24 protein-coding genes are annotated in these 26,141 nt (G+C 60.3%); 20 read left to right on the top strand and 4 right to left on the bottom strand.

Annotated features, from left to right (window positions below; genetic code table 11):
- Positions 1–327 precede the first annotated feature (327 nt).
- The 13 genes from arnB to AC07XF_RS24100 all read left to right on the top strand — a co-directional run bounded on the left by arnB (position 328) and on the right by AC07XF_RS24100 (position 14,949).
- The gene (gene arnB, locus AC07XF_RS24160) at positions 328–1,476 is read left to right on the top strand and encodes a UDP-4-amino-4-deoxy-L-arabinose aminotransferase (protein ID WP_495028476.1); all 1,149 of its coding nucleotides are present in this window, start codon (positions 328–330) and stop codon (positions 1,474–1,476) included.
- Complete coding sequence (gene arnC, locus AC07XF_RS24155; RefSeq protein WP_495028475.1) at positions 1,473–2,492, top strand: undecaprenyl-phosphate 4-deoxy-4-formamido-L-arabinose transferase; 1,020 nt, start codon at positions 1,473–1,475, stop codon at positions 2,490–2,492. Before arnB ends, arnC begins: the two co-directional genes overlap by 4 nt.
- Entirely contained in the window at positions 2,489–4,480 is a 1,992-nt protein-coding gene (gene arnA / locus AC07XF_RS24150; protein WP_495028474.1) for a bifunctional UDP-4-amino-4-deoxy-L-arabinose formyltransferase/UDP-glucuronic acid oxidase ArnA, read from the top strand. Before arnC ends, arnA begins: the two co-directional genes overlap by 4 nt.
- On the top strand, positions 4,480–5,364 hold the full coding sequence (arnD, locus tag AC07XF_RS24145; protein ID WP_495028473.1) for a 4-deoxy-4-formamido-L-arabinose-phosphoundecaprenol deformylase: 885 nt from the start codon (positions 4,480–4,482) through the stop codon (positions 5,362–5,364). Before arnA ends, arnD begins: the two co-directional genes overlap by 1 nt.
- Complete coding sequence (gene arnT, locus AC07XF_RS24140; protein ID WP_495028472.1) at positions 5,361–7,010, top strand: lipid IV(A) 4-amino-4-deoxy-L-arabinosyltransferase; 1,650 nt, start codon at positions 5,361–5,363, stop codon at positions 7,008–7,010. The genes arnD and arnT overlap by 4 nt, the downstream gene beginning before the upstream one ends.
- Positions 7,007–7,351: a 4-amino-4-deoxy-L-arabinose-phosphoundecaprenol flippase subunit ArnE gene (gene arnE / locus AC07XF_RS24135; RefSeq protein ID WP_111287300.1), complete on the top strand. Its 345-nt coding sequence runs from the start codon at positions 7,007–7,009 to the stop codon at positions 7,349–7,351. The genes arnT and arnE overlap by 4 nt, the downstream gene beginning before the upstream one ends.
- A complete protein-coding gene (gene arnF / locus AC07XF_RS24130) occupies positions 7,348–7,749 on the top strand; it encodes a 4-amino-4-deoxy-L-arabinose-phosphoundecaprenol flippase subunit ArnF (RefSeq protein ID WP_008000370.1) in 402 nt (133 codons plus the stop codon). The genes arnE and arnF overlap by 4 nt, the downstream gene beginning before the upstream one ends.
- Positions 7,746–9,125 (top strand): UDP-glucose dehydrogenase family protein, encoded by a 1,380-nt coding sequence (locus tag AC07XF_RS24125; protein ID WP_495028471.1) that lies wholly within the window; start codon positions 7,746–7,748, stop codon positions 9,123–9,125. The genes arnF and AC07XF_RS24125 overlap by 4 nt, the downstream gene beginning before the upstream one ends.
- A 5-nt stretch (positions 9,126–9,130) precedes the next feature.
- Complete coding sequence (locus AC07XF_RS24120; protein WP_495028470.1) at positions 9,131–10,714, top strand: ArnT family glycosyltransferase; 1,584 nt, start codon at positions 9,131–9,133, stop codon at positions 10,712–10,714.
- A gap of 89 nt (positions 10,715–10,803) precedes the next feature.
- Positions 10,804–11,982, top strand: a complete 1,179-nt coding sequence (locus AC07XF_RS24115; RefSeq protein ID WP_008000364.1) for an MFS transporter — start codon at positions 10,804–10,806, stop codon at positions 11,980–11,982.
- A gap of 160 nt (positions 11,983–12,142) precedes the next feature.
- Positions 12,143–12,850, top strand: coding sequence for an HPP family protein (locus tag AC07XF_RS24110; protein WP_495028469.1), 708 nt, complete (start codon positions 12,143–12,145; stop codon positions 12,848–12,850).
- Positions 12,851–12,947: 97 nt separating this feature from the next.
- On the top strand, positions 12,948–14,420 hold the full coding sequence (locus AC07XF_RS24105; RefSeq protein ID WP_108229506.1) for a nucleobase:cation symporter-2 family protein: 1,473 nt from the start codon (positions 12,948–12,950) through the stop codon (positions 14,418–14,420).
- A gap of 58 nt (positions 14,421–14,478) precedes the next feature.
- Complete coding sequence (locus AC07XF_RS24100) at positions 14,479–14,949, top strand: LEA/WHy family protein (protein WP_442099712.1); 471 nt, start codon at positions 14,479–14,481, stop codon at positions 14,947–14,949.
- 103 nt (positions 14,950–15,052) lie between these two features.
- Here the strand turns inward: AC07XF_RS24100 and AC07XF_RS24095 are convergent, their stop codons facing one another.
- On the bottom strand, positions 15,053–16,069 hold the full coding sequence (locus AC07XF_RS24095) for an AraC family transcriptional regulator (RefSeq protein ID WP_495028489.1): 1,017 nt from the start codon (positions 16,067–16,069) through the stop codon (positions 15,053–15,055).
- 290 nt (positions 16,070–16,359) lie between these two features.
- Here AC07XF_RS24095 and efeU point away from each other — a divergent pair, with 290 nt between their 5' ends.
- Genes efeU through efeO (AC07XF_RS24075) form a run of 4 tightly spaced genes read left to right on the top strand, consistent with a single transcriptional unit; the run spans position 16,360 to position 20,577 of the window.
- On the top strand, positions 16,360–17,199 hold the full coding sequence (gene efeU / locus AC07XF_RS24090) for an iron uptake transporter permease EfeU (protein ID WP_495028468.1): 840 nt from the start codon (positions 16,360–16,362) through the stop codon (positions 17,197–17,199).
- 8 nt (positions 17,200–17,207) lie between these two features.
- Positions 17,208–18,428 carry an iron uptake system protein EfeO gene (gene efeO / locus AC07XF_RS24085; RefSeq protein WP_495028467.1) on the top strand — a complete coding sequence of 407 codons (1,221 nt, stop codon included), beginning with the start codon at positions 17,208–17,210 and terminating at the stop codon, positions 18,426–18,428.
- Positions 18,425–19,723 (top strand): iron uptake transporter deferrochelatase/peroxidase subunit, encoded by a 1,299-nt coding sequence (efeB, locus tag AC07XF_RS24080; protein WP_495028466.1) that lies wholly within the window; start codon positions 18,425–18,427, stop codon positions 19,721–19,723. The genes efeO (AC07XF_RS24085) and efeB overlap by 4 nt, the downstream gene beginning before the upstream one ends.
- 29 nt (positions 19,724–19,752) lie before the next feature.
- Complete coding sequence (gene efeO / locus AC07XF_RS24075; RefSeq protein WP_495028465.1) at positions 19,753–20,577, top strand: iron uptake system protein EfeO; 825 nt, start codon at positions 19,753–19,755, stop codon at positions 20,575–20,577.
- Between the two features lie 102 nt (positions 20,578–20,679).
- Here the strand turns inward: efeO (AC07XF_RS24075) and pssA are convergent, their stop codons facing one another.
- The gene (gene pssA, locus AC07XF_RS24070) at positions 20,680–22,023 is read right to left on the bottom strand and encodes a CDP-diacylglycerol--serine O-phosphatidyltransferase (RefSeq protein ID WP_495028464.1); all 1,344 of its coding nucleotides are present in this window, start codon (positions 22,021–22,023) and stop codon (positions 20,680–20,682) included.
- A gap of 217 nt (positions 22,024–22,240) precedes the next feature.
- On the opposite strand from pssA, the gene AC07XF_RS24065 reads away from it, so the two are divergent.
- The 3 genes from AC07XF_RS24065 to AC07XF_RS24055 all read left to right on the top strand — a co-directional run bounded on the left by AC07XF_RS24065 (position 22,241) and on the right by AC07XF_RS24055 (position 24,300).
- Positions 22,241–22,804, top strand: a complete 564-nt coding sequence (locus AC07XF_RS24065) for a TetR/AcrR family transcriptional regulator (RefSeq protein ID WP_495028463.1) — start codon at positions 22,241–22,243, stop codon at positions 22,802–22,804.
- A 56-nt stretch (positions 22,805–22,860) separates the two neighbouring features.
- Complete coding sequence (locus tag AC07XF_RS24060) at positions 22,861–23,337, top strand: nuclear transport factor 2 family protein (protein WP_007983885.1); 477 nt, start codon at positions 22,861–22,863, stop codon at positions 23,335–23,337.
- Between the two features lie 183 nt (positions 23,338–23,520).
- The gene (locus AC07XF_RS24055) at positions 23,521–24,300 is read left to right on the top strand and encodes a TSUP family transporter (protein WP_495028462.1); all 780 of its coding nucleotides are present in this window, start codon (positions 23,521–23,523) and stop codon (positions 24,298–24,300) included.
- On the opposite strand, the gene nudC is transcribed toward AC07XF_RS24055, so the two are convergent.
- Both nudC and AC07XF_RS24045 read right to left on the bottom strand, forming a co-directional pair.
- On the bottom strand, positions 24,268–25,098 hold the full coding sequence (gene nudC / locus AC07XF_RS24050; protein WP_495028461.1) for an NAD(+) diphosphatase: 831 nt from the start codon (positions 25,096–25,098) through the stop codon (positions 24,268–24,270). The two genes, AC07XF_RS24055 and nudC, sit on opposite strands and share 33 nt — an antisense overlap.
- 6 nt (positions 25,099–25,104) lie before the next feature.
- The gene (locus AC07XF_RS24045; RefSeq protein ID WP_495028460.1) at positions 25,105–25,917 is read right to left on the bottom strand and encodes a crotonase/enoyl-CoA hydratase family protein; all 813 of its coding nucleotides are present in this window, start codon (positions 25,915–25,917) and stop codon (positions 25,105–25,107) included.
- Positions 25,918–26,141 lie beyond the last annotated feature (224 nt).

Genomic DNA, 26,141 nt, shown 5'->3' with positions numbered 1-26,141 from the left:
AAAAGTCATTACAGCTGTAGGAGTTTTCCTAAAAAAACGCCATAGACGCTGGAGTCTGAACAGCGGCTTAATAGCTTTCAGATAAACGATTCCCCGACCGTTTTTTCATGTTCCTTTCACAAAATCGGGCATAACCTTCCATAAAGTCGGCGCAGCCCGGATGGAAGCCCAAGCTGCCGGCCATGGCGAAAAAAGTCAACCGATGCAGTTTTCACCTCCATCCAGTAACTAGTTGATTTGATGCAAATTCTGATTTAGCGTCTACGCTGATTTTTGGATCCCTTTTAGCCTCAAAGGCTATTTACGTTTTCAGCCCCTGAGGTACCCATGAGTCAGGCGTTTCTCCCTTTTTCCCGCCCCAGTATCGGCGACGAAGAAATCGCTGCCGTAGAGCAAGTATTGCGCTCCGGGTGGATCACTACCGGGCCGAAGAACCAGGCACTGGAAGAACACTTCGCCAACTACGTCGGTTGCCGGCATGCCGTGGCACTGTCCTCGGCCACCGGCGGTATGCATATCGCCCTGCTGGCATTGGGTGTCGGTCCCGGCGATGAAGTCATTACACCGTCGCAGACCTGGGTTTCCACCGCCAACATGATCACCCTGCTGGGTGCCACGCCGGTATTCGTCGACGTCGACCGTGACACGCTAATGACCAACGTGGCCAGTATCGAAGCAGCGATCACGCCGCGCACCAAAGCCATCATCCCGGTGCATTACGCCGGTGCGGCATTCGATCTTGACCCGCTCTATGCGCTGGCCGACAAACACGGTATTACCGTGATCGAAGACGCCGCCCACGCGGCTGGCACTCTCTACAAAGGTCGTCACGTCGGCTCCAGGGGCACAGCGATCTTTTCGTTCCACGCGATCAAGAACATGACCTGCGCCGAGGGCGCCATGTTCGTCAGCGACGATGAAGCCCTGGCGTCCCGGGTACGCATGCTCAAGTTTCACGGGCTGGGGGTTGATGCCTACGACCGCCTGACCCACGGCCGCAAGCCCCAGGCCCAAGTGGTCGAGCCCGGCTTCAAGTACAACCTGGCCGACATCAACGCGGCCATTGCGCTGGTGCAACTGGAACGCCTGGACGAGATCAACGCCAAGCGCACTCAACTGGCCCAGGCCTACTTGCAGCGCCTGGAAGGTTTGCCGGTGCAACCGCTGGCCGTTCCAACCTATTCGCAAAAGCACGCCTGGCACCTGTTCATCCTGCGCATCGACGCCGAGCGTTGCGGGCTGGATCGCGAGGCGTTCATGAAAGCCCTCCAGGAACAGAATGTCGGCACCGGCATTCACTTCATCGCAACACACCTGCATACTTTCTACCGACAACGCTTCCCTAACTTGTACCTGCCCAACACCGAATGGAATTCGGCGCGGCTGTGTTCGATCCCGTTGTTCCCCGATATGACCATCGACGATGTCGAGCGCGTCGTCGGTGCCATTGAAAACTGCATGGACAGAAGCCTTTGAGACCTTATCCAATCAACTTCGTGTCGATCGTCATTCCGGTCTACAACGAACAGGACAGCCTGCCGGAGTTGCTTCGTCGCACCGAAGCAGCCTGCCAGCAACTGAACCAAGCCTACGAAATCGTGCTGGTCGACGACGGCAGCCGCGATGACTCCGCGCAGATTCTGGAAGACGCCGCCTCCCGCGAAGGCAGCCCGGTGGTGGCGGTCATCCTCAACCGCAACTACGGCCAGCATGCGGCGATCATGGCCGGTTTCGAACAGTGCAAGGGCGATGTCGTCATCACCCTCGATGCCGACCTGCAAAACCCGCCCGAAGAAATCCCGCGGCTGGTGGCACAGGCCGAGCTCGGCTATGACGTCGTCGCGACGGTACGCAACAACCGCCAGGACTCGGCCTTGCGCCGCTGGCCATCGAAGCTGATCAACCTCGCCGTGCAACGCTCCACCGGCGTGGCCATGAGCGACTACGGCTGCATGCTGCGCGCCTACCGACGCACCATCGTCGACGCCATGCTCGCCTGCCGTGAGCGCAGCACCTTCATTCCGATCCTGGCCAACAGCTTTGCCCGCCATACCACGGAAATCCTCGTGACCCACGCCGAGCGTGAACACGGCGATTCCAAGTACAGCCCCATGCGCCTGATCAACCTGATGTTCGACCTGGTCACCTGCATGACCACCACGCCACTGCGGCTGCTGAGCATCGTCGGCGTCGGCATGGCGGCCCTGGGCATGCTGTTCGCCCTGGCACTGATCCTGTTGCGCCTGGTGTTCGGCGCCGGCTGGGCCGGTGGCGGTACCTTCGTACTGTTCGCCGTGCTGTTCGTCTTCACCGGTGGCCAATTCATCGGCATGGGCCTGTTGGGTGAATACCTGGGCCGCATGTACAGCGACGTGCGCGCACGTCCGCGCTTCTTCATTGAAAAGGTGCTGCGTAGCCAGCCCGCCTCCCCCGCTTCCGTTGTCACCGTCGACGGCCTTACTTCCACTTCTTCAGATCAGGTTCCTTCATGAGTGCAAAAGCTGTTGTCTTCGCCTATCACGATATTGGCTGTGCCGGCATCGAATCCCTGCTCTCCTCCGGTTTTGAGATCGCTGCGGTGTTCACCCACGCCGACGATCCGAAGGAGAACGCGTTCTATGGTTCCGTTGCACAGCTGTGCGCCCGCCACGGCATTGCCGTGCATGCACCGGAAGATGCCAACCATCCGCTGTGGATCGAGCGTATCGCCAAGCTCGATCCCGACTACATTTTCTCCTTCTACTACCGCAACCTGCTGAGCGAACCGCTGCTGGCCACGGCGCGCAAAGGCGCGTTCAACCTGCACGGTTCCCTGCTGCCACGCTACCGTGGTCGCGCACCGGCCAATTGGGTGCTGGTCAACGGCGAAACGGAAACCGGCGTGACCCTGCACCGCATGGTCAAGCGTGCCGATGCAGGCGCCATCGTTGCCCAGCAAAAAGTCGCGATCGAGCGCAGCGACACGGCGCTGAGCCTGCACGGCAAACTGCGCGCGGCAGCCTCTGACCTGCTGCGCGACACCCTGCCGTCGTTGCTGCAAGGCAAAGTCAGCGAAACACCGCAAGACGAATCCAAAGCCACGGTGTTCGGCCGTCGCACCCCGGCCGACGGCAAACTGGTCTGGGCCAAACCGGCCGAAGAACTGTTCAACCTGGTCCGCGCCGTGACCCAACCGTACCCGGGCGCATTCTGCGCGGTGGGCGAGCACAAGCTGATTGTCTGGAGCGCCGAAGTCGCCAAGGGCAACGAAGGCCAGGCTCCGGGTCGCGTCATCAGCGTCGACCCGCTGCGCATCGCCTGCGGTGAAGACTCGCTGATCATCAACGCCGGCCAGCGCAACGACAACGGTCTGTACCTGAGTGGTCCACAACTGGCCAACGAACTGGGCCTGGTGGACGGTTCCGTGCTGCGCGGCGCCGAATCCGGTCGTGCCCCACGGCGCACCCGCGTGCTGATCCTCGGCGTCAACGGTTTCATCGGTAACCACTTGTCCGAGCGCCTGTTGCGCGACGACCGCTACGAAGTCTACGGCCTGGATATCGGTTCGGACGCCATCGAGCGCCTGCGCAGCCATCCAAATTTCCACTTCGTCGAAGGCGACATCAGCATTCACTCCGAGTGGATCGAGTATCACATCAAGAAGTGCGACGTGGTTCTGCCGCTGGTGGCCATCGCGACGCCAATCGAATACACCCGTAACCCGTTGCGCGTATTCGAACTGGACTTCGAAGAGAACCTGAAACTGGTTCGCTACTGCGTCAAGTACAACAAGCGTGTGATCTTCCCGTCGACGTCGGAAGTCTATGGCATGTGCCAGGACCCTAACTTCGACGAAGACAGCTCCAACCTGGTGGTCGGCCCGATCAACAAGCAGCGCTGGATCTACTCGGTCTCCAAGCAATTGCTCGACCGCGTGATCTGGGCTTACGGCCAGAAGGGCCTGAACTTCACCCTGTTCCGTCCGTTCAACTGGATGGGCCCACGCCTGGACCGCCTGGACTCGGCCCGTATCGGCAGCTCCCGCGCCATTACCCAGCTGATCCTGAACCTGGTGGAAGGCACGCCGATTCGCCTGTTCGACGGTGGCGAGCAAAAACGCTGCTTCACCGACATCGCTGACGGTGTGGAAGCTCTGGCACGGATCATCGACAACGACAACGATGTCTGCAACGGCCAGATCATCAACATCGGCAACCCGGAGAACGAAGCCAGCATCCGTCAGTTGGGCGAAGAGCTGCTGCGTCAGTTCGAAGCTCACCCGCTGCGCGCCAACTTCCCTCCGTTCGCCGGTTTCCGCGATATCGAGAGCAAGGCGTTCTACGGCACCGGTTACCAGGATGTGTCCCACCGCAAGCCGAGCATCGCCAACGCCAAGCGCCTGCTGGACTGGACGCCAACCGTGGAGATGAGCGAAACCATCGGCAACACCCTGGACTTCTTCCTGCGTGAAGCCATGCTCGAAATCGCGGACAAGCGCTGATGCAGGCGGGACTGCGGATCGATGTCGATACCTACCGGGGCACCCGTGAGGGGGTGCCCCGGCTGCTGGAAATCCTTGATGAAGCGCAGGTCAAGGCGACGTTCTTCTTCAGTGTCGGGCCGGACAACATGGGGCGCCACTTGTGGCGCCTCATCCGTCCACAGTTTCTCTGGAAAATGCTCCGTTCCAACGCAGCCGGCCTGTATGGCTGGGACATTCTGCTGGCCGGTACCGCATGGCCCGGAAAACCGATTGGCCGCGACCTCGGGCACTTGATGCGTCAGGCCCGGGATGCCGGGCATGAAGTCGGCCTGCACGCCTGGGATCACCACGGCTGGCAAGCCAATGCCGGGCGCTGGAGCGACGCACAACTGGTGGAGCAGATACGCCGCGGCGTAGACACGCTCAGCGACATCCTCGGGGAAAAGATCACCTGCTCGGCGTCTGCCGGCTGGCGTGCCGACGAGCGTGTGATCGAAGCCAAGCAGGGTTTCGGCTTTCGCTATAACAGCGATTGTCGCGGCCAGAACCTGTTCCAGCCGCTATTGACCGATGGTCGCCTGGGCGCACCGCAAATCCCGGTGGACCTGCCGACGTTCGACGAAGTGGTCGGCCCGAGCGTCGCCGCCAAGGACTTCAACACGTTCATCCTGGACCGGTTCACTCCGGAAAAACTCAACGTCTACACGATCCATGCCGAGGTAGAAGGGATTCTGATGGCTAATGATTTCCGTCAACTGCTGAGCGATGCGCATCAGCGTGACATCCGTTTTCAACCCTTGGGCGACTTGCTGCCCGAGGCCCCTGGCAGTTTGCCGATCGGCCGTGTAGTACGCGGTGCGCTCGAAGGTCGCGAAGGCTGGCTCGGAGTGCAAGGCGCATGAGCAAACGCTGGGCTTTGCCGTTATTGCTGGCCATGGTGGCGCTGGCGTACCTGCTGCCACTGGGCAGTCATGGCTTATGGATTCCTGACGAAACCCGCTACGCCCAGATCAGCCAGGGCATGCTCCTGAGCGGCAACTGGGTGTCGCCGCATTTCATGGACGTACGCTACTTCGAAAAACCGGCGGCCGGCTACTGGATGATTGCCATCGGTCAGGCGCTGTTCGGCCAGAACCTCTTCGGGGTGCGCTTCGCCTCGGCACTGAGCACCGGCTTGAGCGTGCTGCTGTGCTACCTGATCGCCCGCCGGATATGGAGCGATGCGCGCAAGAGCTTTGCCTGCGCCCTCCTGTACATGAGCTTCACGGTCATCGCCGGTCAGGCGGGTTACGCCAACCTCGATCCGCAATTCACGTTCTGGGTCAACCTGAGCCTGGTGGCCTTGTGGTTTGCGCTGGACAGCGTCGGTCGTGGCCAACGCCTGGTGGCGTGGGCGGTGCTGGGCCTGGCCTGCGGCATGGGTTTCATGACCAAGGGCTTTCTGGCCTGGCTGTTGCCGGTGCTGATCGCCCTGCCCTGGATGATCTGGCAAAAACGCTGGGGTGAACTGTTGGCCTACGGACCGGTGGCGGTGGTCGTGGCCATCGCCGTCAGCCTGCCGTGGGTCCTCGCGGTGCATGCCCAGGAGCCCGATTACTGGCGGTTCTTCTTCTGGCACGAGCACATCCGTCGCTTCGCCGGCGAGGACGCGCAGCATAGTGCGCCGTGGTGGTACTACTTGCCGTTGCTGGTAGCGTTCAGCCTGCCGTGGGTGGCGTTGCTGCCGCCAGCGCTGAAGCAGGCATGGCAGAGCCGACGCCAGGCCAATATCGCATTCCTGCTGCTGTGGCTGTGGATGCCGCTGATCTTCTTCAGCCTGAGCAAAGGCAAACTGCCGTCCTACATTCTGCCGTGCCTGCTGCCCCTGGCCCTGTTGCTCGGCCATGCACTGGCTGACCGCTTGAAACTGGAACAAGGCCGCGTCCTGGGCATCAATGGCCTGCTGAACCTGGCCCTGGGTGTCGTTACCCTGCTGGCCCTGGTTTATCTGCAACTGAAAAAACCGATTTACGATCATGAACTGCACAACCTGGTGTTGGTGTTCATCGGGTTGATCGGCTGGATCATGGCCAACCTGCTGCAAGCCTTCCGCCCGCTGCAATGCTGGGCTGCCCCGGCTTTCGGCAGCCTGCTGTTCATCGGCGTGCTGCCGGCGGGACTGCCCAACTCGGTGGTCGCCAACAAAACACCCGACCAGTTCATCCTCGATCACGCCCAGGAGCTCGGCCAGAGTGCCAAGCTGTTGAGCAACGATCTGGGTGCCGCGTCGGCGTTGTCCTGGCGGTTGAAACGTCCCGAAGTGGCTTTTTTCAACACGATAGGCGAATTGAAATACGGCCTTGCCTATCCTGATTCGCTTAAGCAGCGCGTCGACCCCGATCAGGTGCAACAGTGGATGCACGACGCTCGCCAGCAAGGCTCGGTCGGCGTAGTCATGCGGGTCAAGGGCGAAGAAGAGCTGCGCGAACTTGAACAGTTGCCCAAAGAGGGCAAGCGGTACGAACAAGGCAATCTGGTGATTTTGATTATCCCTCAGGCGACACTATGAGCCTGCTATTGCTACTGGTCGCCTGTCTGCTGACCTGCCTGGGCCAGATCGCCCAGAAATATGCGGTAGAAAGCTGGCGTGGCAAACCTTCCGGGTGGATGGACAAACTGCGTTCACCCTGGCTTTGGCTGGCCCTGGCCTCTTTGGGGCTGGGTCTGCTGGTGTGGCTGTTGGTGCTGCAACGCCTGGAAGTCGGGATTGCCTATCCGATGCTGAGCCTGAACTTCGTGCTGATCACCCTGGTTGCGCGTTTCGTGTTCCACGAAACCATCGACCGCCGCCACTGGCTGGGCGTGGCGCTGGTGATCGGCGGCGTGGCTCTGCTGGGGCAGCACACATGAACCCGAGTCGCGGTATCACCTTCGCACTCGGCAGTGTGCTGCTGGTCAGCGCGGCCCAATTGGGTATGCGCTGGAGCATGAGTCACCTGCCACAACCCGAACAATGGCTCATCGCTCCTGTCGACCTGACAGCCGTTGCCGTGGTGCTCGTTGCCATCTTCGCCTACGCGTTGTCGATGCTCTGCTGGCTCGCCGCCCTGCGGGACCTGCCCCTGGGCCGTGCCTACGCATTGCTGAGCATCAGCTACGCGCTGGTGTACCTGCTGGCCGCCAGCCTGCCACTGTTCAACGAAGCATTCAGCCTTACAAAAAGCCTTGGCGTGGCATTGGTCATCCTCGGCGTCATTACCATCAATTCTCGACCTGCTCGTGCGCCCGAATTAAGGAGTGCTCCATGAAAATCAGTGTATTTGGTAGCGGTTATGTTGGCCTGGTGCAGGCAGCGGTGTTGGCGGAAGTCGGCCACGACGTGGTCTGCATGGACGTTGACGAGAAAAAAGTCGAACTGCTCAAACAGGGCCACGTGAGTATTTTCGAACCGGGGCTGGCCAGCCTCGTGCGCGAGGGTCTTGACGCCAAGCGGTTGCAGTTCACCAGCGACGAAAAGTTCGCGGTCCAGCACGGACAGGTGCTGTTCATCGCGGTCGGTACTCCGTCGCGGGACGACGGCTCGGCGGACTTGCGCTACGTAATGTCGGTGGGCGAAGCGGTGGCACGACATCGCGAACAACCGGCGATCCTGGTGGAAAAGTCCACCGTACCGGTCGGCACCGGCGACGCCTTGCGTGCACACATCGACAAATGCCTGCTTAACGCCGGGCGTGTATTGCAGTTCGATATCGTCTCCAACCCGGAGTTCTTGAAAGAAGGTTCGGCCGTGGCCGACTGCCGACGTCCGGACCGTATCGTCGTCGGCTGTGAACGCGACGAAGTGCGTGACGTGATGCGCGACCTGTACTCGCCATTCAACCGCAACCATGAACGCATCATGTTCATGGATCTGCGCAGCGCCGAGCTGACCAAGTACGCCGCCAACTGCATGCTGGCGACCAAGATCAGCTTCATCAACCAGATCGCCGAGCTGGCCGAACACCTGGGAGCCGACATCGAATCGGTGCGCCTGGGCATCGGCGCCGACTCGCGTATCGGCTACCACTTCATCTACCCCGGCTGCGGCTACGGTGGTTCATGCTTCCCCAAGGACATGCGCGCCCTGATCCACAGTGCCGAGGAGGCCCATTGCTCCAGCGACCTGCTGCAAGCGGTGGAAGCCATCAACGAGCGGCAGAAACACAAGCTGTTCGAGCGCATCAATGCGTTCTACAAGGGCGAATTGCGTGGCAGGACCTTTGCCGTGTGGGGCCTGGCGTTCAAGCCAAACACCGACGACATGCGCGATGCACCGAGCCGGGTGTTGCTGGAGTCGTTGTGGGCCGCCGGGGCGAATGTCCGTGCGTTCGATCCGGAAGCCATGCAGGAAACCCAGAAGCTGTATCCCGATGAAGCGAAACTGATGCTCATGGGTACGCCTGAGTCGGTCTTGTCCGGTGCCGACGCACTGATCATCTGTACCGAATGGCAACAGTTCAAGGCCCCGGACTTCGAGCTGATCCAGCAGCGGCTCAATGCACCGGTGATCTTCGACGGCCGCAACCTGTATGACGCAGACCGTCTGGCACGCATCGGTTTCACCTACTTCCCGATCGGCCGTGGCGAATCGCGCAAATTGCCGATTCCTTACCAGCAATGGCCAACCGAATCAGTGGTCGACTGAACCTCATGATCCCTCACATCCGCCAACAGTCCCTCGCGCTGGGTCTGTTGGCGCTGTTGTTGTTCTGCGCCGGGATGTACCAGCAGGCGGCCATCGGTTTCGATTCGCGCTTCGTGCTGTTCGCCCAGGAGATGCTGCGCAATGGGCCGTCGTTTTTTCCGACGACCTATGGCCAGCCCTACGCAGACTATTCGGGACTTTCAACGATATTCATCTGGCTGCTTTCGCTGCCATTCGGCCAGGTCACCAGCCTGACCGCATGGCTGCCGAGCGCCATCGCCGCAGCGGTCATCGTCACCTTGATGTACCGCTTGCTGGCGCCCTATTCCACGCGTTGGGCGCTGCTGAGCATCGCCCTGATGCTTTTGACCAACACCTTCATCACTGAAACCCGCGCCGTTTCCCTCGACCTGATGCTTGCGGCCGTCGCGTTCAGCGTGTTCTACCTGGGTTACGCCGCCGATCACTTCTCGGCGCCGCGCCGCTGGGGCCTGGTCTTTGCCTTGCTGATGCTGGGCTTCTGGATTCGTGGGCCAATCGGCCTGGTCATTCCTGCGGGGATGCTCTGCAGCTATTTTCTGGTTGGTCGCCAATGGCGGCGGCTGATCGCCTTCGGGTTGCTGGCAGCATTGTTGCTGGCGGTGTGCATCGGTCTGTTGTTGTGGCTGGCAGATGTCAGTGGCGGCCCGGCGTTTTTGCAAGATGTGATTCGCATGCAGTTCATGGGTCGCATGGACGGCACCGAGGGTTCCAACGATTTGCTGTATTACTTCACCAGTTCGGTGGGCAATTATGCACTGGCGTGGCCCTTGGCAGTGCTGGCACTGATGGCGGTCGGAATCTGCGACCGCCGGGAAACCGGCCCGGCATTGCGCCTGTTGCAATACTGCGTCGCCGCCGGACTGATCGTGATGATTGGCCTCTCGATCCCCCAGGCGAAAAAAGCCCGCTACCTGCTGCCGATGCTGCCCATGGCGGCCATTGTGGCGGCGTATCCGTTCTACGCCACACAGGGTCGATTGTTTGGTTGGCTGCGGGGGTTGATGCAGGGCCTCTGGCTGCTGATCCCGGGCCTGCTGATCGTGGCATTGCTGGTCGTACGGCGAAAATTCCCCGAGGAAGTGGCTCACCTCACTTCGTTGTTCATCATTCTCGGCGTGCTGCAAGTGATCGCCCTGGCAGTGCTCAAGCGCGCCCGCTGGCGAGCACAAACACTGGCTCTTTGCGCGGTCCTGGCAATTTGGTCGTTCTACATCCTGCAATTCGAGCCGGTCCAACGACAACTCTACGACACCCGGACCTTCAGCCGCGCCACTGTCGACCTGATGCAAAAAGACCCCGCGCCGCTGGTGATGCACGCGATGGGCAAGGATGCCAAGGCCATCAAGTTCATGGTCAACATCAAACAGGACCTGCAACCGGTTTTCACCGATTCGCCCCTGGAACTGGAAAACCTCAAAGGGCCTGCGTGGTTGATGATGGACCTGAACGCCTATAAAGCATTGCAAGGCACTGCATTTGGCGCCTTGCCACCCGTGCTGAGCGGGCGGTTCGACAAGAATGATTTTGTGTTGCTGCACCGCCAGTAAATCCTGTAGCAACGACCCAGTGTCCGACTGCTAGAGTAGCGTCCACGATTGGGCTGATGCCGGCCCAATCGAATAAGGACATTCACCCCGTGACCACCTACTCCCCCCTTATCCGCCGCCTGCTGATCTGCTCGCTGACCATCGTCGTCAGCCGTGCCATCACCAGTCCGCTGCTCACACTGTTCGTCAGCGACAAGCTTGGCCTCAACCAACAGGACGTTGGTCTGCTGCTCGGCATCGCCGTATTCGTCGCCACCCTGCTCTCCCTCTACGGTGGCTACATCATCGATCGCTTCGAAAAACGCCGATTGCTTGTTCTGTCGATGGCGTCCAGCGCTATCGGCCTGGTGTTGCTGACCTTTGCTGAAAACCTCTACCTGACCACGATCACCCTGATCGTCACCGAAACCGCCTCATCGCTGTTCCTGATCGGTTCGAAAGCGATTCTCAGCGACAACCTTGCGGTGGGCCAGCGCGCCAAGGCGTTTTCCCTGAGCTATACGCTGACCAACATTGGCTACGCTGTCGGGCCGATGCTCGGCGTGCTGATTGCCGGTGCCTTCGCCAGCGCACCATTCCTGGTTGCAGCGGCCATCGCCTTTTTCAGTATTTTCCTGATGACCGGGATCGCGAAGGACCCGGCGCGCTCGTCTGTCACCGGTCAGACTCAGAGTTTTCTCAAAACCCTGATCACCCTGAAAAACGACCGCACCCTGATCCTGTTCACCGCTGGCTGCCTGCTCAGCACCGTGGTGCACGGGCGCTTCACGTTTTACCTGTCGCAGTACCTGCTGGTGACCAGTAACCCCCAACACACCATGGAAATCATGGCCGCCCTGCTCGCGTGCAACGCCATCAGTGTGATCCTGTTGCAGTACCAGATCGGGCGCTTCCTCAAACGCGAGCAACTGCGCCAGTGGATTGTTGCCGGTACCGGCCTGTTCATCCTCGGCCTGATCGGCTTCAGCCTGGCAGACAGTCTGGTGAGCTGGTGCGTGGCAATGTTTATCTTCACCCTCGGTGAAATCATTATTTATCCGGCCGAATTTCTCTTCGTCGACACCCTGGCTCCGGAAGAGCTGCGCGGCAGCTACTACGGCGCGCAAAATCTTGCTGCGCTTGGCGGTGCGTTGAGCCCGGTGATTTGCGGCTTCATGTTGATGCACACCCCGGCACCGACGATGTTTTATGCCTTGAGTGCACTGGCTGCGCTGGGCGGTTTGCTGTGCTACATAAGCGGCCGACGGGGCAACTTAAAGCAAAATTAATGCACTGAAAGCTCATTAATATGAATTTGTCAGTGCCTTGATTGAACGTCAAACTGTGCCTGTTCCTCCCCCAATAGTTGGAACACCTTCAAGGGCTTTCTGGGTTTCCCAGCTAAGCCCTTTTTTTGCCTCGATTTTTTTTGCCGGAGTTTTTGTCAAAATGCTTGCTCGCTGGTTGCCCGCCGCCATCAATACCCGTCCCACCGAATGGAGCCGCGCCGCCATCGGCATGGCCCTGGGGACGCTGTTCAGCGTGTGGTGCTGTGGTCAGGTATTCGGCATCGAAGTGGCCCAGCACCTGATCGGCCCACTGGGGGCGTCGGCGGTGCTGTTGTTTGCCGTGTCTTCCGGCGCGCTCGCCCAACCCTGGTCGATTATCGGCGGTTACTTGAGCGCCGGGGTGATTGCGCTGCTGGTGGCCCATGTGTTGGGCCGAACCCTCGGTAGCGCTTGTCTGGCGGCGGGCATGGCGTTGATCCTGATGTGCTGGTTGCGGTGCCTGCATCCACCGGCCGGTGCATTGGCCCTGACCCTGGTATTGGCCGATCCGGCGACCATTGCCATGGACTGGAAAGCCATTGCGCCGGTGATGCTCGGCGCTGCGACGCTGCTGCTCAGCGCCCTGGCCTACAACAACCTGACCCGCATTCGCTACCCCAAGGGTGCCAGCGAACCAGTGGTCACGATTCCTGCCGATCACCCGCCGGTGGACCGTCAGGCCATCACCGTCGAAGACCTGAAACTGGCGCTGGCTGACATGGAAGCGTTCTATGACGTCACGCCCGAGGACCTGGAACAGTTGATCCAGGCCAGCCAATTGCACGCTAAACGCCGCAGCGTCGGCGAGGTGTTCGCGCCACGACTGTAAGCCACTGATTTGGAGGTTCTTTTGCCGTGGCCCGGCGGTTCTGGCATCCTGCGCCTCCATTTTCTGACCCGGCCCGCCTTCTGGCACGCAAACCACCATGACCGCCTCCGAAAAAGCCCCTGCTCCACGCCACAGCGACCTGATTTACGGCCTCGATGACCGCCCGCATCTGACTGCCACCGTCTTCGCCGCCCTGCAACATGTGCTGGCGAGTTTCGTCGGCATCATCACCCCGACGCTGATCATGGGCAGCGCCCTGGGCCTGCAAAGCGAAATTCCTTATCTGATCAGCATGGCGCTGTTCGTCTCCGGCCTGGGCACCTTCGTCCAGGCGCGGCGCTTCGGCCCGGTGGGTTCGGGCCTGTTGTGCCTGCAAGGCACCAGTTTCTCGTTCATCAGTGTGATTCTCAGTGCCGGCTTCATGGTCAAGGCCAGGGGCGGCGGCACCGATGAGATTCTCTCGACCATCTTCGGTGTGTGCTTTTTTGCCGCGTTCATTGAAGTGGTATTGAGCCAGTTCATCGGCAAGCTGCGCATGCTGATCACCCCGGTGGTGACCGGGACCATCATCACGCTGATGGGCTTGTCGCTGATCAAGGTCGCCATGACCGACATCGCCGGAGGCTTCGGTGCAACGGACCTGGGTGCTGCCAGTCACCTGGCCCTGGCGGCGCTGGTGCTGGGAACCATCGTGGTGTTGAACCGGGTGGACGTGCCGTTTCTGCGCCTGGGGGCGATTGTCATCGGCCTGACCCTGGGCTACGTGGTGGCATGGCTCATGGGCCAGGTGAATTTCAACAGCCTGCCCGAAGTCCCGCTGATGAGCGTACCGGTGCCGTTCAAGTACGGGTTCTCTTTCGATTGGGTGGCATTCATTCCGGTGGCGGTGATTTTCCTGGTGTCGCCGCTGGAGGCCGCCGGCGACCTCACGGCCAACTCGATGATCTCCCGGCAACCGGTCAAAGGCCCGGTGTACATTCGCCGGATCAAGTCCGGCCTGCTCGCCGATGGCCTCAACTCGGCCATGGCCGCGGTGTTCAACAGCATGCCAATGGTGACCTTCGCCCAGAACAACGGGGTGATCCAGCTCACGGGCGTGGCCAGTCGCTACGTAGCGTTTTTCATTGCCGGCCTGCTGGTGGTGCTGGGTTTGTTCCCGATGATCGGCGCGGTACTGCAACTGATGCCAAAACCGGTACTGGGCGGCGCGGAACTGGTGATGTTCGGCACCGTCGCCGTGGCCGGGATCAAGATTCTCGCCGAGGCCGGCCTGCATCGGCGCAACATGCTGATCGTGGCGATTTCCGTCGGCATGGGCCTGGGTGTGGCCGCCGTGCCGGAAGTCTTGCGTGAACTGCCCAAGGCTCTGCACAACATTTTCGAATCGCCCATCACCGTCGGCGCGCTGTGCGCTATCGTTCTTAATATCTTCCTGCCCGAGGAATTCATCGAACTGGAAGAGGACGAATTCGATCCGGAGGCCTCCGTGCTTCAGGTGATGCAGAACCCCGATGTGACCGCCAGGGATGAACCCGCAACGGCTGCGAGGGTCCCACAATCAAACCGCTAGACGGGCTCCAGGGCTGAGCCGCTGGCGGTTCAGCCTTTTTTCAGATGAGAGCACGTCCATGCGCAGCGTCCACGCAGTCCTGATTTCCCTCCTGCTCTGCCTGAGCGCCTGTTCCTCTCTGCCCAATCGAGACCCGTTGAAAATCAACGTCGTGGGCATCGAGCCCCTGCAAGGCCAGGGCATGGAAGTGCGCTTTGCCGTGAAAATCCGCGTGCAGAACCCCAATGACACCACCATCACCTACAACGGCGTCGCGCTGGACCTGGACATCAACGGCCAGCCATTCGCCTCCGGCGTCAGCGATGAGAGTGGCTCGATCGGGCGTTTTTCCGACACCGTCGTGAGCGTGCCGGTCAGCGTTTCGGCGTTTTCGGTGGTCCGCCAGACCTATGGCATCAGCCAAATGAAACGGCTCAACAACATGCCTTATGTCCTGCGTGGCAAGCTCTCGGGTGGGGTGTTCAACACGATGCGCTTCGTGGACAGTGGCACGCTCAATCTGCCTGGATCGAGCACTGGCAACCGTTAAGATTTGCGTTTGATCCGCACCGATGCAGGTCAATTTGTCGGTGTTGCTTTCCCCAAGGAAACCTGGAAATCACCCGCGCAGCATGGCTGCTGCGCCGCTGAACCTACTCGGTGTCATTGAGAATCAGGCTGCGGTAGTGCCCCGGATTTGACCCCGACCATTTGCGAAACGCCTTGTAGAACGAACTGACGTCAGCGAACCCAAGCCGCGTGGCGATATCGCTGAAGCTGATCGCTGGCTCCGCCAGCCAGACAATCGCCAGTTCCTTGCGCACGCTGTCCTTGAGGCCTTGATAGGTTTGCCCTTCTTCGGCCAGTCGGCGGCGCAAGGTTGAGGCCGACATGCACAGGCGTTGCGCCAGGGCTTCGGTTTCCGGCCAGTGTTCTGCCGGCAGGTGGCGTAGATCGTGTTTGATACGACTGGCCAGGCTCTGCGGGTCGCGGTATTTGACCAGGATGTTCGCCGGCGCATGAGCCAGGAATCGCTTGAGTTCTTCAGGGCTGCGCTTGATGGGCAGGTCCAGGCAATCGGCGGAGAAAATCATCCGCGTACGCGGACGGTCAAAGCGCAGGTTCTCGGAAAACATCACCTGATAGTCATCGCAGAAATCCGGTTTCGAACAGCGCAGTTCGATGGCCAGGATCGGAATCCGTCGTCCTGCCAGCCAGCAGGCAACACCGTGCACGATCATCCAGTAGGTGAAATAGGTGAAGGCCCGGCGCGGGTCTTTGTCGTCCTCCAGCAGGACAATTTCCGCCAGGCTTTGCTGGCGCACCAACTGCGCCGGCAAGTGATCGAGGATCAACGACAGAAACGCCAGGCCGCTGACCAGTCCCGCCGCCACGTTGGGCTGGACCATGGCGCTGCGGCACAGAAACGCAAAGCTGCCGGATTTCAGTTTGCGTGGGTCCATGCCAAAAAACTCATCATCCCCGCGCCGTGCCAACAATCGCCACAGACGTGCATAAGCAGTGGCCGGAACGCGGGCATCGGTGCTATCCAACAACTGCGGATCGATGCCAACCTTGATCAACACCTCTTGCGTGGCAATTCCTGGCGCGCAGCTTTGCAACAGTGCTTCACGCACCAGTTGAATGGAGATGGTGTCTTTTTCCGACATGGATCGCGGCAAGCCCTGTTCTTGTTCGAGTGGGGGGCATATTAGCTGAAACCGCCCACCTGGCGAGTGTCCCTTGTAGGAGCGGGCTTGCCAGCGAAGTGGCCGGCACATTCAACAGCGATGTCGCCTGCACAGCCGCCTTCGCTGGCAAGCCAGCTCCTACAGGGTGCCGTATGTGGATCTTCTGGATCGTTCAGCTTAGGTTCAGGTAATTGGTAATCAATGCCATATGTGAATACGTTTCATTATGTTACAACTTAGCTCCCTATCTAAGTTCGAGACGCCGCTGAATGCTTGTTCCTTTTCTGATCATGCTGCGCGAAGGTGTCGAGGCCGCGTTGATCGTTGGCATCATCGCCAGCTACCTCAAACAGACCGGTCGCGGCCAATGGCTGCCGGCGATGTGGATCGGGGTGTTTCTCGCCGTCACACTCGCCCTGCTGGTGGGCGGCGGCCTGGAACTGGTCAGTGCCGAGTTTCCGCAGAAACAACAGGAACTGTTTGAGGGCATCGTGGGACTGGTCGCCGTTGGCATTCTCAGCTCCATGGTGTTCTGGATGCGCAAGGTGGCGCGCTCGATCAAACATTCGTTGCATGAGTCCCTCGACCACGCGTTGACCGGTTCCGGACACCAGGTGCTTGCACTGATCGCCATGGTGTTTTTCGCCGTGGCCCGCGAAGGCCTGGAAACGGTGTTCTTCCTGCTCGCGGTATTCCAGCAAAGCGAAGGTCCGGGGGCACCGATCGGCGCCCTGCTCGGCCTGGTCCTGGCCATCGTCATCGGTTTCCTGATCTACAGCGGCAGCATGCGCCTGAACCTCGCGGCGTTTTTCCGCTGGACCGGCCTGTTCATCCTCGTCGTAGCGGCCGGCATCCTCGCCAACTCGATGCAGGCGCTGCATGAAGCCGGGCTCTGGAACCACCTGCAAACCGTGCTTTTCGACGTCAGCGCAACGCTGCCGATGGACGGCCCGCTGGGCTCGGTGCTGGCCGGCATGTTCGGTTACCAGGATGCCCCGACCGTCAGCACCCTGGGTGCGTATCTGATCTATCTGCTGGTGACGCTGGCGATGTTCTTCTCCCCGGCCGGCGCACCCGCCAGGCAATCTTCTTCCGTTTCCAGCCAGTAAGGGCTCCCATGCCAAATCAAGCCCCACCTCAGGCTTCCCCTCCCCGCGCTTTGCGCTGGGCGGTGGCCGGCTCGGTGATCGTCATGATCGCCGCCGGCGGCCTGTTCTACTACGCCGCAAAAATGGCGGCGGCCAAACGCCAGGCCAACCATGACGAAGTGGTGGTGACCATCAGCCCGCACAGCTGCGAACCCAACGCGCTCACTGTCCCGGCCGGTCGTGCGAGCTTTCGCATCATCAACCGCTCCGACCGCGCCGTTGAATGGGAAATCCTCGACGGTGTGCTGGTGATCGAAGAACGGGAAAACATCGCACCCGGTTTGAACCAGGTCATCAACGCCAACCTGCTGCCCGGCGACTACACCATCACATGCGGCCTGTTGAGCAACCCCCGGGGCACCTTGCACGTCACGCCGACAGCCGCCTCCGAGGCCGCCGCCAAAGCCAGGCCGTCGATGGTGGCGTTTGTCGGGCCGCTGTCGGAGTTCCGCGTGTACCTGAACAGCCAGAGCAACGCACTGATCAAGGCGGTGACTGCCCTGCAGCAAGCCATCGAGTCAGGTGACCTGAGCCAGGCGCAAGCTCTGTATGTGCCGGCGCGCGTCGCGTATCAGCAGGTGGCGCCTGCCGCGCAACGCCTGGCGGAACTGGATAACGCCATCAATGCCCGTGCCGACTATTTCGAAAAACGCGAGCAGGACCCGGGCTTCACCGGTTTCCACCGCATCGAGTACGGGCTGTTTGAACAACGCGACCTCGCGGGCCTGACGCCGATTGCCCAGCGTCTGTTGTCGGACGTCACCACCCTCAAACAACAGTTGCTGGCCCAGCCACTGCCGCCGGAGCAACTGGTGAACATCATGGTGCGCAATCTCAACGGCATTGCCGATGTACGCGCCAGCAGCGGTGAAGAAGAACGCTACAGCCATAGCGACCTGAACGGCTTCGCCGCCAACCTCGATGCCACCCGCAAAGTCGTCGACCTGTTGCGTCCGTTGCTGAGTAAATCCGCGGCCGGGCTGCTGCCGGAAATCGACGCTGCCCTCAATGCTTTTGACACCGAACTCAATGGATTCAAGGTCGGCGACGGTTATGCCAGCTACGACAGCGTCAATGCCGAGCAGCGCAAACAGATCGCCGACAAGGCCAAGGCACTGGCCACCGCACTCGATGGAATCGATCCCGCCCTTGGCCTTTCCGGCCTGTCAGCAGAAGACGCAAACCGATGAACGATCCAGAACAATTCAACCTCCAGCGCCGCCGCGTACTGATGGGCATGGGCGCCGCCGGCGTCGCCCTCGCCGGCTCAGCGCTCAGTTGCCCGGCCATGGCCGCCAGCCCCGCGCAAGTCACCGCAGCGCCGAGCAGTGACAAAACCGCAGACCGACACGAGTTCCATGGCCAGCACCAGACCGGCATCGTCACGCCACGCCCGGCGTCCGGCATGCTGGTGTCATTCGATGTGTTGGCCAGCGACCGTGAAGACCTCGAGCGGTTGTTTCGCACCCTGAATCAGCGCATTGCGTTCCTGATGAAGGGCGGCGCGGTGACCCAGGTCGACCCGAAGCTGCCGCCCGTGGACTCAGGCATCCTCGGTCCGGTCGTCACCCCGGATAACCTGACCATCACCGTGTCGGTAGGCGAATCATTGTTCGACGAACGTTTCGGCCTGGCCGACGCCAAGCCCAAGCGGCTGACACGCATGGTCGGTTTCCCCAACGACGCGCTGGAATCCGATTGCTGCCATGGCGACTTGAGCATCCAGTTCTGCGCCAACACCACCGACACCAACATCCACGCCCTGCGTGACATCGTGAAAAACCTGCCGGACTTGCTGCTGGTGCGCTGGAAACAGGAAGGCAGCGTACCGCCCCAAGCCCCGGCAAAACCCGGTGTGCCGGCACAGAGTGCACGCAATTTCCTCGGCTTTCGCGACGGGTCGGCCAACCCCGATTCCAACGACGCCAAGGCCATGGACAACATCGTCTGGGTGCAGCCCGGCAGCGATGAGCCGGCGTGGGCAACCAACGGCAGCTATCAGGCCGTGCGGATCATCCGCAACTTCGTCGAGCGCTGGGACCGCACGCCGCTGCAGGAACAGGAAAGCATTCTCGGCCGGGTCAAAAGCACCGGTGCGCCCATGGGCGGTGCCCATGAATTCGAAGTGCCGGACTACAGCAAAGACCCGCAAGGCAAGCTGACCCGACTCGACGCGCACATTCGCCTGGCCAACCCGCGCACCGCCGCGACCCAGGCCAACCTGATCCTGCGCCGGCCGTTCAACTACTCCAACGGCGTGAACAAGAACGGACAACTCGACATGGGCCTGCTGTTCATCTGCTACCAGGCCGACCTGGAGAAAGGCTTCATCACCGTGCAAACCCGGCTCAACGGCGAACCGCTGGAGGAATACCTCAAGCCTGTCGGCGGTGGCTACTTCTTCACGCTGCCCGGTGTCACCGGCGGCCAGGATTTCATCGGTCGCTCGCTACTTGATGCCACACAACCAAAAACAAACGCCTGACCACCACAACACTCTCACGGAACCGTCCCATGAAGAAGTCACCCCTCGCGTTAATGCTGACCCTTGGCTTGCTCAACACTTCGCTTTCGGCATTCGCGGCAACAGCGCCGATGGACCTGGTGGGGCCGGTCTCGGACTACAAGATTTACGTGACCGAGCAACTGGACGAACTGGCCAGCCACACCCGGCAATTCACCGATGCAGTGAAAAAAGGCGACTTGGCCACCGCGCAAAAACTCTACGCGCCGACCCGCGTCTACTACGAGTCGATCGAGCCGATCGCCGAGCTGTTCAGTGACCTGGACGCCGCCATCGACTCCCGCGTCGACGACCACGAAAAAGGCGTGAAGGCTGAAGACTTCACCGGTTTCCACCGCCTCGAATACTCGCTGTTCTCGGAAAAGAGCACCAAAGACCTGGGCGAACTGGCCGACGGCTTGAACAAAGACGTAAAGGACCTGCAAACCCGCGTCGCCGGTCTGACCTTCCCGCCGGAGAAAGTCGTGGGCGGCGCCGCTACGCTGCTCGAAGAAGTCGCGGCAACCAAGATCTCCGGCGAAGAAGACCGCTACAGCCACACCGACCTCTATGACTTCCAGGGCAACATCGACGGCGCGAAGAAAATCGTCGACCTGTTCCGTCCGCAGATCGAGAAGCAGGACGCGGCGTTCGTGGCCAAGGTCGACAAGAACTTCGCCACCGTGGACAAGGTCCTGGCCAAGTACAAGACCAGAGACGGCGGATTCGAGACCTACGACAAAGTGAAGGATGCCGACCGCAAGGCACTGGTTGGCCCGGTCAACACCCTGACTGAAGATTTGTCGACACTGCGTGGGAAACTGGGGCTGAACTAGTTTTTTAGCGTCTGAGCGGCCCCTTCGCTGGCAAGCCAGCTCCTACAGGTGAATCGCATCTATCCTGTAGGAGCTGGCTTGCCAGCGAAGCTTTTTCAGCCCTTAGAGGATGCGGTAGAGCAACCGCTCGATCCGCACACGGCTCACGCGCTTGAGGAACTTGGCGACGCCTATCGGGTATTCGGCGAGGGTTTCCAGGTTCTGGAATTGCTCGATACGCCGGGTGTGCTGGAAAATCTCTGCCAGTTCTTTGCGACGCGGCTCCAGCAATTCGCCATGGGGATCATCGATCAACAAGGCGTTTTCCAGATCGAGTCGAAACGCCCGCGGGTTGAGGTTGTTGCCGGTCAGCAAGGTATAGCGCTGATCGATCCACATGCCCTTGAGGTGATAGGTGTTGTCGCCATCACGCCACAGGTGCAGGTTCAACTGGCCGCTGTCGATGTTGCGCTGATGGCGCTTGGCAAACCGGCGCAGGCTGATTTCGTACAGGTACGGCAGCGCCGAAATGACCCGGAACGGTTCGCTCGGCGGAATGTAGAAGTCGTTGGCGGTCTTGTCGCCGACCACGATGTCGATCTTCACCCCACGGGCCAGCGCGCGGTTGATCTCGCGGATGATCGCCAGCGGCAGGTTGAAGTACGGTGTGCAAATGGTCAGTTGCTGCTGGGCGCTGGCGATCAGTTCGCAGATCACCCGGTTCAGCGGATTGTTCTTGCCGACGCCGAGCAACGGGCTGACGGACAAACCGGTCCTGTCGGTGGTGCCCCGCGTGGTGTCGTACGCCGCGTGCTTGAGGCGGCTGCGCAGGTCACCGATGTCATTGCGCAGGCTGCGGGTAGTCGGCAGGTTCGGCAGGTCGAGGCGGTGCACCGCTTTGGAAGCCACGAGGCCGTGCTGCACCAGATGCTGCATCGAATCGGCCAGATCACGATTGTGCAGCAGGTGATAGCGGTCGTAGCGGTACTTGTCGAACTTGTGCAGATAGACGTTGTTCAGGCTCGCGCCGCTGTAGATCACGCAGTCATCGATCACGAAGCCTTTAAGGTGCAACACACCGAACAGTTCGCGGGTTTGTACCGGGACGCCGTAGACCGGCACGACACTTTCGTGGGTGCGGGTCATTTCCTGATACCAGGCCGAGTTGCCCGGTTGCTTGCCGGCACCGATCAGCCCGCGCTGGGCGCGCAACCAGTCGACGACCACCACCACATCCAATTCCGGACGCGCCAGTTTGGCCGCGTGCAAGGCATCGAGAATTTCCTGGCCGGCTTCATCCTGTTGCAGGTACAGCGCAACGATGTAAATGCGCCGGGTCGCGCTGGCGATTTTCTCCAGCAAGCAACGACGGAATTCGGCAGCGCCGGAGAGGATGCTGACGGCATCGGCCGTCAGCGGAAAACTGCGCAGCTTGGGCAGCAGGGAGCGTTTGAAAAGCGACGGCATAGGGCTCGCAATGGGTCGAATCCGAAGAACCCGAGAGCTTACACCATCGATAGCTTTGGGTCTTGTTACTGTCTGTAATGCCCTCTTCGCGAGCAAGCCCGCTCCCACAGGGGAACGCATTTCAAATGTGGGAGCGGGCTTGCTCGCGAAGACCATTTATCAGGCACTACAAAAATATCGATTGACCAAGGAGAACGATCATTCTACTGTTAGCCACATGAACGAAATCACTAGCAATGACACACGCGACATTATTCTGGATGTCACCGAAAAATTGATCTACAAAAGTGGCATTGCCGCCACTGGCATGGATCTTCTGGTGAAAACCGCCGGCGTCTCCAGAAAAAGCATTTACCGCTACTTCGCCAACAAGGACGATCTGGTGGTGGCCGCCCTGCAACGCCGCGATCAGCGCTGGATGCACTGGTATCGCAGCGAAGTCGGCCAGGCACAAACCCCGGCCGGGCGACTGCTCAACCTGTTTACCGTACTTGAAACGTGGTTCACCTCCGAAGGCTTCCGCGGCTGCGCCTTCATCAACACCAGTGGCGAAACCGGCGACCCGCAAGACCCGGTGCGTCTGGTCGCCAAAGAACATAAACAGAAGCTGCTCGACTACGTGTGCGAGCTGTGTACCGAACATGGTGCCGAGGATCCGCAGATGCTGGCCAAACAGCTGCTGATCCTGATCGATGGTGCCATTACCGTGGCGCTTGTAACGGGTGATCACAGTGCCGCCGATAATGCGCAATGCATGGCGCGAAAGTTATTGGACCTGTAACAACCTGATCAAGCTCGACAATAAGTTTGAACATCAACTTGATACGGAGACTTTAAATGTCTAATGCCGAAATTCGTCCGCCATTGCCCCCTTTCACCCGTGAATCGGCCATTGAAAAAGTTCGCCTGGCTGAAGACGGCTGGAACTCCCGCGACCCGGAGCGCGTGTCCCTGGCCTACACCCTGGACACCCAATGGCGCAATCGTGCCGAGTTCGCCCACAACCGCGAAGAAGCCAAAGGTTTCCTGACCCGCAAATGGGCCAAGGAGCTGGATTATCGGCTGATCAAGGAACTCTGGGCATTCACCGACAACCGCATCGCCGTGCGTTATGCCTATGAATGGCACGACGACTCGGGCAATTGGTTCCGCTCCTACGGCAACGAAAACTGGGAGTTCAACGAGGACGGCCTGATGGCCCGCCGCTTCGCTTGCATCAACGACATGCCGATCAAGGAAAGCGAGCGCAAGTTCCACTGGCCGTTGGGGCGTCGTCCTGACGATCATCCGAGCCTGTCGGATCTGGGTCTGTAAACACGTCCTTTTTTGTAGGAGCTGGCTTGCCAGCGAAAGCATTCCGGCAGGCAACAATCATGTTGAATGTCAGGACGCCTTCGCTGGCAAGCCAGCTCCTACAATGGTGTTGTGTTGTACGGGTGGGTAATATGTCGCTCCTTCCCTGCAGCCCTTTCTGCACCCGCCGAATAAGCCGATCCCATGCCCTTCGAACTCAGCGTTGACCTCTCCACCCTGGCCATTCTGGCCCTTGTCGCTTTTGTTGCCGGTTTCATCGACGCCATTGCCGGTGGCGGTGGTCTGTTGACCACCCCCGCCTTGCTCACGGCCGGCCTGCCGCCGCATCTGGTGCTGGGCACCAATAAACTCAGTTCGACCTTCGGCTCGGCCATTGCCAGTTTCACCTTCTACCGACGCAAGCTGTTCCATCCCGCGCAATGGGTGCACGCCATCGTCGGCACCCTGGTCGGCGCGCTGACCGGCGCCGTGGTCGCGCATTACCTGCCGGCGGAATGGCTGAACAAAATGCTGCCGGTGATCGTCTTCGCTTGCGGCGTTTATCTATTGTTTGGCGGCACGCCGAACGCACCGTCAGACAGCGACGCACCGATCAAGAAAAAGTGGCAGTCGACCCAAGGCTTCAGCCTCGGCTTCTATGACGGCGTGGCCGGTCCCGGTACGGGCGCGTTCTGGACCGTGAGCAGCCTGCTGCTCTACCCCATCGACCTGGTGAAAGCCAGCGGTGTGGCGCGCAGCATGAACTTCGTCAGCAACGCAGCGGCGCTGTCGATCTTCATCTTTTCCGGTCAGGTGGACTGGATCATCGGCCTGTGCATGGGCTCGTCGTTGATGGTCGGCGCCTTCTTCGGCGCCCGCACCGCCATCAGCGGCGGCGCGAAATTCATTCGTCCGGTGTTCATCACCGTGGTGTTGGGCCTGACCGTGCGCCTAGCCTGGCAGCACTGGTTCAGCGTGGCCTAAACGCCGCGCCACATAGACGTCGATCAGGTAACGGGCAATCGAGCGTGACGCCGGCAACGGCGGCAAGTCGCGAACGTTGAACCACTGGGCGTCCTCGATCTCGTCTTCCTGGCAGACAATCTCGCCACCGGCGTATTCGGCATGAAAACCGAGCATCATCGAATGCGGGAACGGCCAGCACTGGCTGCCAAGGTACTGGATGTTCCTGACCTCGATGCTCACCTCTTCACGGACCTCGCGAATCAGGCAGTCCTCGGCCGATTCACCCGGCTCGGCAAACCCGGCCAGGGTGCTGTAGACACCTGGAACGAAGCGCGGCGAACGCCCCAGCAGAATCTCGTCGCCGCGAGTCACCAGCACGATCATGCTCGGTGAGATTCGCGGGTAATAGCGCAAGTCACACGGCTCGCAGTACATCGCCCGTTCACGCACCACCTGATGGGTCGCCTGCCCGCAATTGCCGCAAAAGCGGTGTTCACGGGCCCAGGTGCCGATCTGCGCGGCGTAACCGAGAACCTTGTAGACCGTGTGATCGCCTTCCAGCATGAACGCCCGCAGGCCTTTCCAGTTGCAACCCGGCACTTCGCTGTGACTGCGCAGCTCCAGCAGGTAGACCGGCTCGCCATCCAGATGACCGATGCCATGTTCGGCGAGGATCGACAGGTCCTGACGCTTTAACCATTCGCGCGGAAAAAGAGCGCCATTGTCATCGAACAGAAAGCCTTCGGGGCTGCGCGCGACGGCCCAGCCGCCGGGTTGGTCGGTGTCCAGTACTGCGGTGGTCCAGCGAGGAATCATGGTTAATCAATCCAGAAATTCGGGTTTCTGTTTGCTCATATGGGCGGCCATGGCCACGCGCAGATCGGTGGATTGCAGCATGGCGGCGTTCCAGGTAGCGATGTATTCGAGGCCGTCATCGATGCGATGGTCACGCATGTAGCTGATCATCTCTTTGGTGCCGGTGACAGCGATCGGCGACTTGCTGGCGATTTCGCGGGCAATGCCCATGACGCCGTCGAGCAGGCTGGCATTGTCGCTGTAGACGCGATTGACCAGGCCCATGCCCCGCGCTTCGTCGGCGCCGAACGTGCGACCAGTGTAAGCCAGTTCGCGCAGCATGCCGTCACCGATGATCCGCGGCAAGCGTTGCAACGTACCAACGTCGGCGGCCATGCCGATGTCGATTTCCTTGATCGAAAATTGTGCGTCCCCGGCGGCATAACGCATGTCGCACGCGGCAATCAGGTCGATGGCGCCACCCAGGCAATAACCCTGAATGGCCGCAAGCACCGGTTTGCGGCAGTTATCGACCGCGTTGAACGACGCTTGCAGAGTAAGGATCTTGCGCCGCAACAGGCGCGCATTGCGCCCCACATCCTTGCCCAATTCATTGGCCACACCGGCCAGCATCATCAGGTCGATACCCGAGGAGAAATGCTTGCCTGCACCGCTGAGGACCACCACGCGCACTTCATCGGTGTCGTCGATCCACTGGAAGATCTCGACGATCTCGCTCCAGAACGCAGCGTTCATCGAGTTGATCTTCTCCGGACGGTTAATCTGCACATGGGCGATTTTATCGACCAGTTCGACGTTGAACGCGCTGTACTGAGACATGCCAGTGATCCTTTTGCGGGCAAAAATGAGGCCCGAACTATAACAAGGCATCAAGGTTAATGCCGATCAGTTAAGCCACAACGCAATCTGTAGCAGCTGGCGTAGCCTGCGTCCGGCTGCGTAGCAGTCGTAAAATCAGAGTTCGCAGTACGTCAGAGAGATCGTGCAAGCCGGATTTACGACTGCTGCGCAGCCGGACGCAGCCTTCGGCAGCTGCTACAAGG

Source organism: Pseudomonas sp. GW821-FHT01C01, assembly GCF_059422645.1.
The sequence above is the reverse complement of the archived record's forward strand: the minus strand, read 5'-3'. Positions and strand labels throughout refer to the sequence as shown.

What these genes read in the sequence shown, in the direction of transcription:
- arnB (WP_495028476.1), top strand. Translation starts at nt 328, where the DNA reads ATGAGTCAGGCGTTTCTCCCTTTTTCCCGCCCCAGTATCGGCGACGAA.
- arnA (WP_495028474.1), top strand. Translation starts at nt 2,489, where the DNA reads ATGAGTGCAAAAGCTGTTGTCTTCGCCTATCACGATATTGGCTGTGCC.
- arnD (WP_495028473.1), top strand. Translation starts at nt 4,480, where the DNA reads ATGCAGGCGGGACTGCGGATCGATGTCGATACCTACCGGGGCACCCGT.
- arnT (WP_495028472.1), top strand. Translation starts at nt 5,361, where the DNA reads ATGAGCAAACGCTGGGCTTTGCCGTTATTGCTGGCCATGGTGGCGCTG.
- arnE (WP_111287300.1), top strand. Translation starts at nt 7,007, where the DNA reads ATGAGCCTGCTATTGCTACTGGTCGCCTGTCTGCTGACCTGCCTGGGC.
- arnF (WP_008000370.1), top strand. Translation starts at nt 7,348, where the DNA reads ATGAACCCGAGTCGCGGTATCACCTTCGCACTCGGCAGTGTGCTGCTG.
- AC07XF_RS24125 (WP_495028471.1), top strand. Translation starts at nt 7,746, where the DNA reads ATGAAAATCAGTGTATTTGGTAGCGGTTATGTTGGCCTGGTGCAGGCA.
- AC07XF_RS24120 (WP_495028470.1), top strand. Translation starts at nt 9,131, where the DNA reads ATGATCCCTCACATCCGCCAACAGTCCCTCGCGCTGGGTCTGTTGGCG.
- AC07XF_RS24110 (WP_495028469.1), top strand. Translation starts at nt 12,143, where the DNA reads ATGCTTGCTCGCTGGTTGCCCGCCGCCATCAATACCCGTCCCACCGAA.
- AC07XF_RS24105 (WP_108229506.1), top strand. Translation starts at nt 12,948, where the DNA reads ATGACCGCCTCCGAAAAAGCCCCTGCTCCACGCCACAGCGACCTGATT.
- AC07XF_RS24100 (WP_442099712.1), top strand. Translation starts at nt 14,479, where the DNA reads ATGCGCAGCGTCCACGCAGTCCTGATTTCCCTCCTGCTCTGCCTGAGC.
- AC07XF_RS24095 (WP_495028489.1), bottom strand. Translation starts at nt 16,069, where the DNA reads ATGTCGGAAAAAGACACCATCTCCATTCAACTGGTGCGTGAAGCACTG.
- efeU (WP_495028468.1), top strand. Translation starts at nt 16,360, where the DNA reads ATGCTTGTTCCTTTTCTGATCATGCTGCGCGAAGGTGTCGAGGCCGCG.
- efeO (WP_495028467.1), top strand. Translation starts at nt 17,208, where the DNA reads ATGCCAAATCAAGCCCCACCTCAGGCTTCCCCTCCCCGCGCTTTGCGC.
- efeB (WP_495028466.1), top strand. Translation starts at nt 18,425, where the DNA reads ATGAACGATCCAGAACAATTCAACCTCCAGCGCCGCCGCGTACTGATG.
- efeO (WP_495028465.1), top strand. Translation starts at nt 19,753, where the DNA reads ATGAAGAAGTCACCCCTCGCGTTAATGCTGACCCTTGGCTTGCTCAAC.
- pssA (WP_495028464.1), bottom strand. Translation starts at nt 22,023, where the DNA reads ATGCCGTCGCTTTTCAAACGCTCCCTGCTGCCCAAGCTGCGCAGTTTT.
- AC07XF_RS24065 (WP_495028463.1), top strand. Translation starts at nt 22,241, where the DNA reads ATGAACGAAATCACTAGCAATGACACACGCGACATTATTCTGGATGTC.
- AC07XF_RS24060 (WP_007983885.1), top strand. Translation starts at nt 22,861, where the DNA reads ATGTCTAATGCCGAAATTCGTCCGCCATTGCCCCCTTTCACCCGTGAA.
- AC07XF_RS24055 (WP_495028462.1), top strand. Translation starts at nt 23,521, where the DNA reads ATGCCCTTCGAACTCAGCGTTGACCTCTCCACCCTGGCCATTCTGGCC.
- nudC (WP_495028461.1), bottom strand. Translation starts at nt 25,098, where the DNA reads ATGATTCCTCGCTGGACCACCGCAGTACTGGACACCGACCAACCCGGC.
- AC07XF_RS24045 (WP_495028460.1), bottom strand. Translation starts at nt 25,917, where the DNA reads ATGTCTCAGTACAGCGCGTTCAACGTCGAACTGGTCGATAAAATCGCC.